Annotated in this window: 7 protein-coding genes and 1 pseudogene; 1 reads left to right on the forward strand and 7 read right to left on the reverse strand. The window is 64.3% G+C overall.

Going from position 1 to position 6,578, the window contains the following annotated elements:
* From EOA28_RS20305 to EOA28_RS20335, 7 genes are all read right to left on the reverse strand, one after another.
* Positions 1–411 (reverse strand): small ribosomal subunit Rsm22 family protein (locus EOA28_RS20305; RefSeq protein ID WP_281060911.1); only part of this gene is annotated, 411 nt, incomplete at its 3' end.
* Positions 412–414: 3 nt separating this feature from the next.
* Positions 415–738, reverse strand: a complete 324-nt coding sequence (locus EOA28_RS20310; RefSeq protein ID WP_127251696.1) for a YnfA family protein — start codon at positions 736–738, stop codon at positions 415–417.
* A gap of 68 nt (positions 739–806) precedes the next feature.
* The gene (locus tag EOA28_RS20315; protein WP_127251697.1) at positions 807–2,102 is read right to left on the reverse strand and encodes a cyclopropane-fatty-acyl-phospholipid synthase family protein; all 1,296 of its coding nucleotides are present in this window, start codon (positions 2,100–2,102) and stop codon (positions 807–809) included.
* A 230-nt stretch (positions 2,103–2,332) separates the two neighbouring features.
* A complete protein-coding gene (rplI, locus tag EOA28_RS20320) occupies positions 2,333–2,917 on the reverse strand; it encodes a 50S ribosomal protein L9 (RefSeq protein WP_126061847.1) in 585 nt (194 codons plus the stop codon).
* A 209-nt stretch (positions 2,918–3,126) separates the two neighbouring features.
* The gene (gene rpsR, locus EOA28_RS20325; protein ID WP_006203718.1) at positions 3,127–3,375 is read right to left on the reverse strand and encodes a 30S ribosomal protein S18; all 249 of its coding nucleotides are present in this window, start codon (positions 3,373–3,375) and stop codon (positions 3,127–3,129) included.
* On the reverse strand, positions 3,375–3,869 hold the full coding sequence (gene rpsF, locus EOA28_RS20330; RefSeq protein WP_127228415.1) for a 30S ribosomal protein S6: 495 nt from the start codon (positions 3,867–3,869) through the stop codon (positions 3,375–3,377). The genes rpsR and rpsF overlap by 1 nt, the downstream gene beginning before the upstream one ends.
* 319 nt (positions 3,870–4,188) lie before the next feature.
* Positions 4,189–6,114 carry an LTA synthase family protein gene (locus EOA28_RS20335; RefSeq protein WP_127251698.1) on the reverse strand — a complete coding sequence of 642 codons (1,926 nt, stop codon included), beginning with the start codon at positions 6,112–6,114 and terminating at the stop codon, positions 4,189–4,191.
* 276 nt (positions 6,115–6,390) lie between these two features.
* Between EOA28_RS20335 and EOA28_RS20340 the strand changes: the two are divergent.
* Positions 6,391–6,578: pseudogene (locus tag EOA28_RS20340) on the forward strand (ACP S-malonyltransferase); the annotation flags it as partial.

Raw genomic sequence — 6,578 nt, forward strand, 5'->3', positions numbered from 1 at the left:
GACCCATTCGGTGCGGGCGGCGATCGTGCCGGCTGCAAGCGACTGCCCGACCTTGCGCGCCGCGGCGCTTGCCTCGACCAGCATCGCCTGTCCCAGCTCCGGCCAGGCGTCTGCCGTGGCCCAAAGCATCGTGCCAGGCCCGGCGCCGATGTCGAGCAGGGTCCTCGGCTGGAAATCCGGCCGCGCATCGGCAAGCGCGTCGAGGCTGGCGCGCACCGCGGCGTAGGTGGCGGGCAGCCGCGTCGCCAGATAGGCCTTGACCGCCATCTCCTCGCCCATATGCAGGCGGCCGTCGCGAAGCTCGGCGCGGTAGCGTTCGGACAGCGTCCTTGCCGCCTGCTTTAGCGCCGCAAGCGGCACCTTCTCGAGCAGGCTGTCAACGCCTTGGCGCAGCTGGGCAGGAAGCTCCATCGCTCAAATCCCGCGCGGCGCAAGCAGGATGACGGAGGCGCCGATGATGCAGAGCGCCGCGCCCGCCAGGTCCCAGCGGTCGGGACGCACGCCTTCGACCAGCCACAGCCAGCCAAGCGAAGCCGCGATGTAGATGCCGCCATAGGCGGCATAGGCGCGGCCAGCCGCGTTGGTGTCGACCAGCGACAGCAGGAAGGCGAACAGCGCGAGCGAGACGAGGCCGGGGAGAAGCCAGAGCGGCGACTTCTCCAGCCGCCACCACGCCCAGAACGAGAAGCAGCCGGCGATCTCGGCAAGCGCTGCGGCGATACAGATGAGATAGGTCATGAAAAAAGGTCTCGCGAACGAGACCTTTTTCATAGCGTCACCGCGCAATGGCAAGCGGCAATGCGTGCCTACTCCACCGCCTTGCGCCTGCGCGTCGGCTTGGCCGGCCGGGCGGCAGGCGCTTCCGGCTCCGGATGGCCGTGGTCGCGCAACTCCAACGCCTTCTCGCACTTGGCGATATAGTCGCGGGTCACCGGCAGCGTGTCGTTCTTCTTGGCGAGCTGGAACTGGAAGATCACCAGGTCCTGCCAGCGGAAGGCGGCCTCCGAGGCGGCGAGATAGAACTCCCACATCCGACAGAAGCGCTCGTCATAGATCGCCTTCGCCTTGTCGCGGTTGGCAGCGAAGCGGGCGCCCCAATGCTTCAGCGTGTCGGCATAGTGCAGCCGCAGGATTTCTATGTCCGTCACCACCAGGCCCGACTTCTCGATCGCCGGCATCACCTCCGACATCGCCGGGATGTAACCGCCCGGGAAAATGTATTTGCGGACGAAGGCGCTGGTCGCCCACGGCACGCCGGAACGGCCGATCGTGTGGAGCAGCATCACGCCGTCTGGCTTGAGCAGCGTCGCGGTCTTGTCGAAGAAGGTTCGGTAATGGTTGACGCCGACATGCTCGAACATGCCGACCGAGACGATGCGGTCGAAGCGCTCGTTGATGTGCCGATAGTCCTTGAGCTCGAAATGCACCCGGTCCTGCAGGCCTTGCGCATGCGCGCGGTCGGTGGCGACACCATGCTGCTCGGTGGACAGCGTGACGCCCTGCACGTCGACGTCGAAGATCTTTGCGAGATAGAGGCCGAGCCCGCCCCAGCCGGAGCCGATGTCGAGCACCGTCTGGCCAGCCTTGAGCCGCAGCTTGGCGGCGATGTGGCGCTTCTTGGCAAGCTGCGCTTCGTCCAGCGTCATGTCGGGCTGCTCGAAATAGGCGCAGGAATACTGCATGTCCTCGTCGAGGAAGAGCTTGTAGAGCTCGCCCGACAGGTCGTAGTGGCGCTGCACATTGCGGCGCGAGCGCGCGGCGGTGTTGATCTGCTGCAGCCGGCGGAAGGCATGGCGCAGACCCTCGATCGCCTTCGACCAGGACACGTCGATGCCGCTTGAGCCCATGTTCTGGAACGCGATGCGCATCAGCCCCAGAACGCCGCCCTCCAGCACATCCAGCTCGCCGTCCATATAGGCCTCGGGCACCGCCAGCATCGGATCGAAGGTGATGGCGCGCTCGGCATGCGACGTCTTGATGTGGATATGCACCGGCTCGCCGCTGCCGTCGCCGAACTTGTGCGTCGTGCCCTTTGGGCCCGTCACCTTGAGGTCGCCGACCCGCACCAGGCGTTCGAGAACGTGTTTCAACAGGATGTTCATGACCAAATGTCCCCTCAGTCGGATCACCCGGTAATCAGACTGGAATGCCTAAGCGAAGATGCCACAGCACATCGCCCGCGTCCAATCGACGCGCTACGCTGTAATGTGCACAAGATATGGGGTGTCGAAAAGTTCCTTTTGGCACAAAAAAGCCCGGGTCTGAGACCCGGGCGTTGGTCCAGAAATCCTGGACGTCTGCGAGCCGAAGCGATGCTTCGGAAATGCAGTGATCAGGCGTTCTCTTCGCCGCCTTCGAATTCGGCGTTCGGGTCGAAGAAATTCTCCGGCCGGGCGTTGTCGTTGATGTCCTCGCCATAGATGGCTTCGGCGGTGGTCAGCGTCTCGCCCTTGGCCTGGCGTTCCGCCTCGTCGGCCGAACGGGCGACGTTGAGCGTCACGGTGACCTCGACTTCCGGATGCAGCGCGATCGCCACGTTGGAGAGGCCGATGGTCTTGATCGGCTGGTTGAGCTCGATCTGGTTGCGGTTGACGGTGAAGCCTTCGGCGGTGAGCAGATCGGCGATATCGCGGGTCGACACCGAACCGTAGAGCTGGCCGGTCTCGCCGGCCGAGCGCACAACGATGAAGCTCTTGCCGTCGAGCGTCTCGGCGATCTTGGAGGCTTCAGACTTGCGCTCCAGGTTGCGGGCTTCGAGCTGGGCGCGCTGGCCCTCGAACTTCTTCTTGTTGGCTTCGTTGGCGCGCAGCGCCTTGCCCTGCGGGAGCAGGAAATTGCGGGCGAACCCGTCCTTGACCTTCACGGTCTCGCCCATCTGGCCGAGGCGGGAAATGCGCTCGAGGAGAATGACTTCCATGGTTTCGTTCCTTCGTCTGGGCGTCGATCGAGGATCGACGCTGAGTGATTGGAACAGGTCAGCAAGCTTGGCGGCGTTGCCGCTTTTGTCGCTGTCCTGCCTGTCTGGGCAGTTAGAGGCAACAGGCCCCAACTCGGGATTTGATTTCAAACCTCGCGGCGCCCGTCGCCGCGGAGGTGGAAGCGGGCGGCGAACCGCCCGCTCGATTTTTAGCGAACCACGTAGGGCAGCAGGCCGAGGAAGCGGGCGCGCTTGATCGCCTTGGCGAGCTCGCGCTGCTTCTTCTGGCTGACGGCGGTGATGCGCGAGGGCACGATCTTGCCGCGCTCGGAAATGTAGCGCTGCAGCAGACGCACGTCCTTATAGTCGATCTTGGGCGCATTGGCGCCGGAGAACGGGCAGGTCTTGCGGCGGCGATGGAACGGGCGCCGGGTCGGGATCTGGTTGATGTCGACCATTATTCTGCACCCCCTTCAGAGCTTTCGCGCGGACGGCGCGGACCACGGTCGCCGCCGTCACGGTCGCCGAACGAACGCGGACCACGGTCGCCGCGGTCGCGGTCACCGAAGGAACGCGGGCCCCGGTCGCCACGGTCGCGGTCGCCGAAGCCGCCGCGCTCGGAGCGCTCTTCGCGCTTCTGCATCATCGCCGAAGCGCCTTCCTCATGCGCTTCCACCTTGACGGTGAGGAAGCGAAGGACGTCTTCCGACAGACCCATCTGGCGCTCCATCTCGTTGAGCGCGGCCGGCGGGCAGGTGATGTCCATCAGCGTGTAGTAAGCCTTCCGGTTCTTCTTGACCCGGTAGGTGAGGGACTTCAGTCCCCAGTTCTCGATCCGGCCGACCGAGCCGCCATTCGCGGTGATGACGCCCTTGTACTGTTCGACAAGCGCGTCAACCTGCTGCTGCGACAGGTCCTGCCGGGCAAGAAACACATGTTCGTAAAGAGCCATTATGTCTTTCTGCCTTTCTTCGTTTCTCTGTCCGGCCCTCGCGGCTAAGCCTCTGCAACTTGTCTGACCCGACAAAGCGGGGAAGAAAGGAGCATCGCGAGACGGTCGAGAGCGGAGACACGGGAGGCTAAAAGCGCTTCTGGCTTCGTGTCGCGGCTTCGAAAAGCCACGGCCCTCCGTTCAGCCCCCAGCAAGGACCGGCAGATTGCGGGCGTCTATATAGCAATTTCGCGGGAACGCAAGGCCGGCAGCCAGGATCCAGGATTCCACAATGCCGCAGGGCCTGATTTCTCCGACGCCTGCGGAATGGTGGCCGATCTCAGCTCGTATGCGCGACGAGCTTGTTCACCGTCTCGGGGAAGAAGTCGGGCGCCGAGAGGCGTTTGCCGAACATCATGTCATACTGGATGAGCCGGAAATCGTTGATCTTCGGATCTATCTGCTTCTGCCGCGCCCAGTCCGGCGTCGCTTCGCCCTCGGGCGACAGGAGCAGGTTGCGGTCGACCACCCGGTAATGTTCGCGCAGCGCGCCGAGGAAGCCGGTGTAGTACGGATGCGTGATGCCGGCCGTGGTCAGGATGTGGTAGGGCAGGAAGGCCGGGCTCACCGCGCCCACGTTCTGCACCGGACCGGAGCGGTTCGACCAGATCACCAATGGCGTGTCGTGGTGCTCGAGCGCGGCGTCGCTAGGCTCCTTGCGCGGCGCGACATTGTCCTTGAGGAAGCCGGTCTCGACATAGACGGGTCCGAGCGGCGGCAGGTGGTCGCCGAAGAAGGCGATGATGGTCGGCCGCTCACGCTTCTTCGCCCAGTCGATCAGCCGCTGCAGGCCATGGTCGGCGTCGGCCGAGCCCTCGGCGTAGGAAAGCAGCGATTCCCGCGCCCAGGAACTGATCGGCGCCTCGACCGAATGCGTCGGATTGTAATAGCGGTAGGGCTCGTAAGGGCCATGGTTCTGCAGGCTGACGGCGAACAGGAACACCGGATCGTCGCTGGCGTCGGCCTCGCGGATGATCTCATCGGTCATCGCCGCGTCGGACGCCAGCGGCCCGCGCTTTTCCATCGGCGGCAGCGTCTCCTCGGAACGGAAATCGCTGAAGCCGAAATCGGCATAGACGGCGCCGCGGTTCCAGAACCAGTTGGTGCCGGGATGGATGGCGCGCGCCCGGTAGCCCTCGCTCTTCAGGAAGGTCGCCAGCGAGGGCGTCGGGGTGCGCACATATTGCTGGTAGGGGATCGAGCCGGCCGGCAGGAAGGCGTTGGAGAAGCCGGTCAGCGCCTCGAATTCGATATTGGCGGTCATGCCGCCGAACTCGGGCGAGAACATCGAGCCGGAGCGCAAGGCGCGCACGGTCGGTATCGGGTCGGGCTTGATGGTGACGCCAGGCAGTCGCGTCGGATCCCAGAAGGATTCGCTCATCACCACGACGATATCCGGCTTGTCGGCCGGCACCGAAGCAGCGACGTCGGTGCGCTGGATCGCGGCCATCGCCTTTTCGGAATAACCGGGCGGCGCCGAGACATGCGCCATCGGCACATTCATCGCGAAGGCCAGCGCAAAACCGTTCGAGGCGTAGTTTTCCTTCTGGTCCCACATGATCGGGATGATCTGCAGCCGGTCGCGCGTCCACGAGAAGGTGGCGTAGTCCATGATCGAGACGAAGAAGGCGAGCAGCGGCACGGCCAGCGCCAGCCGCGCCAGGCGGCCCTTGCGGCTGAGGATCGGCACCCGCCGGCGCCAGGCCCGCCAGCCATAGACCAGCAGCGCCAGCCCGCCGACGATTGCCGCGGCCAGCATGATGGCCGTCCATGGCCGTTCGCGCACCAAAAGCGGCATCAGCGCCATGATCTGGCGGGCAAACAGGAAATCGGTCGGATAGAGCGGATCGCCGAGATAATGCGATTTCTGGTGACCGACAAAGGCGAGCGCCAGCGTCAGCGGCGCCACGATCATCAGGCTCTGGTGGCTGCGGCCAATCACGGCGTCCAGCCCGACCAGCACCAACGCGAAGACGATGATGGTGGTCCAGCCCGGCTTGAAGGGCTGCAGGAAGAAATCGACCGTGCCGAAGAAATCGCCGCGCACGATCCATTCGATCGCGAAGACGAGCAGGGCGGCGGCAAGAAGCGTCGCCAGACCGTAGCGTACAGTCGGCCAGGGTCGCCCCGGCAGGTAGCCGGTGGACGGATCGTCTTCCAAAAATTGCGGCACGGGCTTGGCCGCGCCTTTCCTGATCCTTGCCACTAAACTCCCCCGGGCCCTTGCAACACGCCTTCCACGCGCGTCACGGCTCTGTCATCAAAGTGTCACGCAAAGCTAGCGCCTGTGGCGGAAATAAGAAGAGCCAGCAAACCAAACGTGAGCGGTTTTCATCAGGTGTGATCGCCAAAAAGCCTTTTGGAACAGGGAGTCAGTCGGGTTTTCGGGCTGAAAGACGGGTTAAAGGTATGCCCGCGGGCTTGACTTGGCCGTCCGCCTTGCGCCAGAGGCAGGGAAAAACCAGCCTCTGGAGAGACCAAAATGGCCGTCGCATTCACCTTTCCGGGACAGGGCAGCCAGGCCGTCGGCATGGGCAAGGACCTCGCCGATCAATTCCCGGAAGCGCGCCGCGTCTTCGAGGAAGTGGACGCCGCGCTCGGCGAAAACCTGTCGAAACTGATCTGGGAAGGCCCGGAAGAGACGCTGACGCTGACCGCCAACGCCCAGCC

Source organism: Mesorhizobium sp. M2A.F.Ca.ET.067.02.1.1 (assembly GCF_004023285.1).
Lineage (GTDB): Bacteria > Pseudomonadota > Alphaproteobacteria > Rhizobiales > Rhizobiaceae > Mesorhizobium.

Coding starts and splice junctions, on each gene's coding strand:
- EOA28_RS20310 (WP_127251696.1), bottom strand. CDS start 738: ATGACCTATCTCATCTGTATCGCCGCAGCGCTTGCCGAGATCGCCGGC.
- EOA28_RS20315 (WP_127251697.1), bottom strand. CDS start 2,102: ATGAACATCCTGTTGAAACACGTTCTCGAACGCCTGGTGCGGGTCGGC.
- rplI (WP_126061847.1), bottom strand. CDS start 2,917: ATGGAAGTCATTCTCCTCGAGCGCATTTCCCGCCTCGGCCAGATGGGC.
- rpsR (WP_006203718.1), bottom strand. CDS start 3,375: ATGGTCGACATCAACCAGATCCCGACCCGGCGCCCGTTCCATCGCCGC.
- rpsF (WP_127228415.1), bottom strand. CDS start 3,869: ATGGCTCTTTACGAACATGTGTTTCTTGCCCGGCAGGACCTGTCGCAG.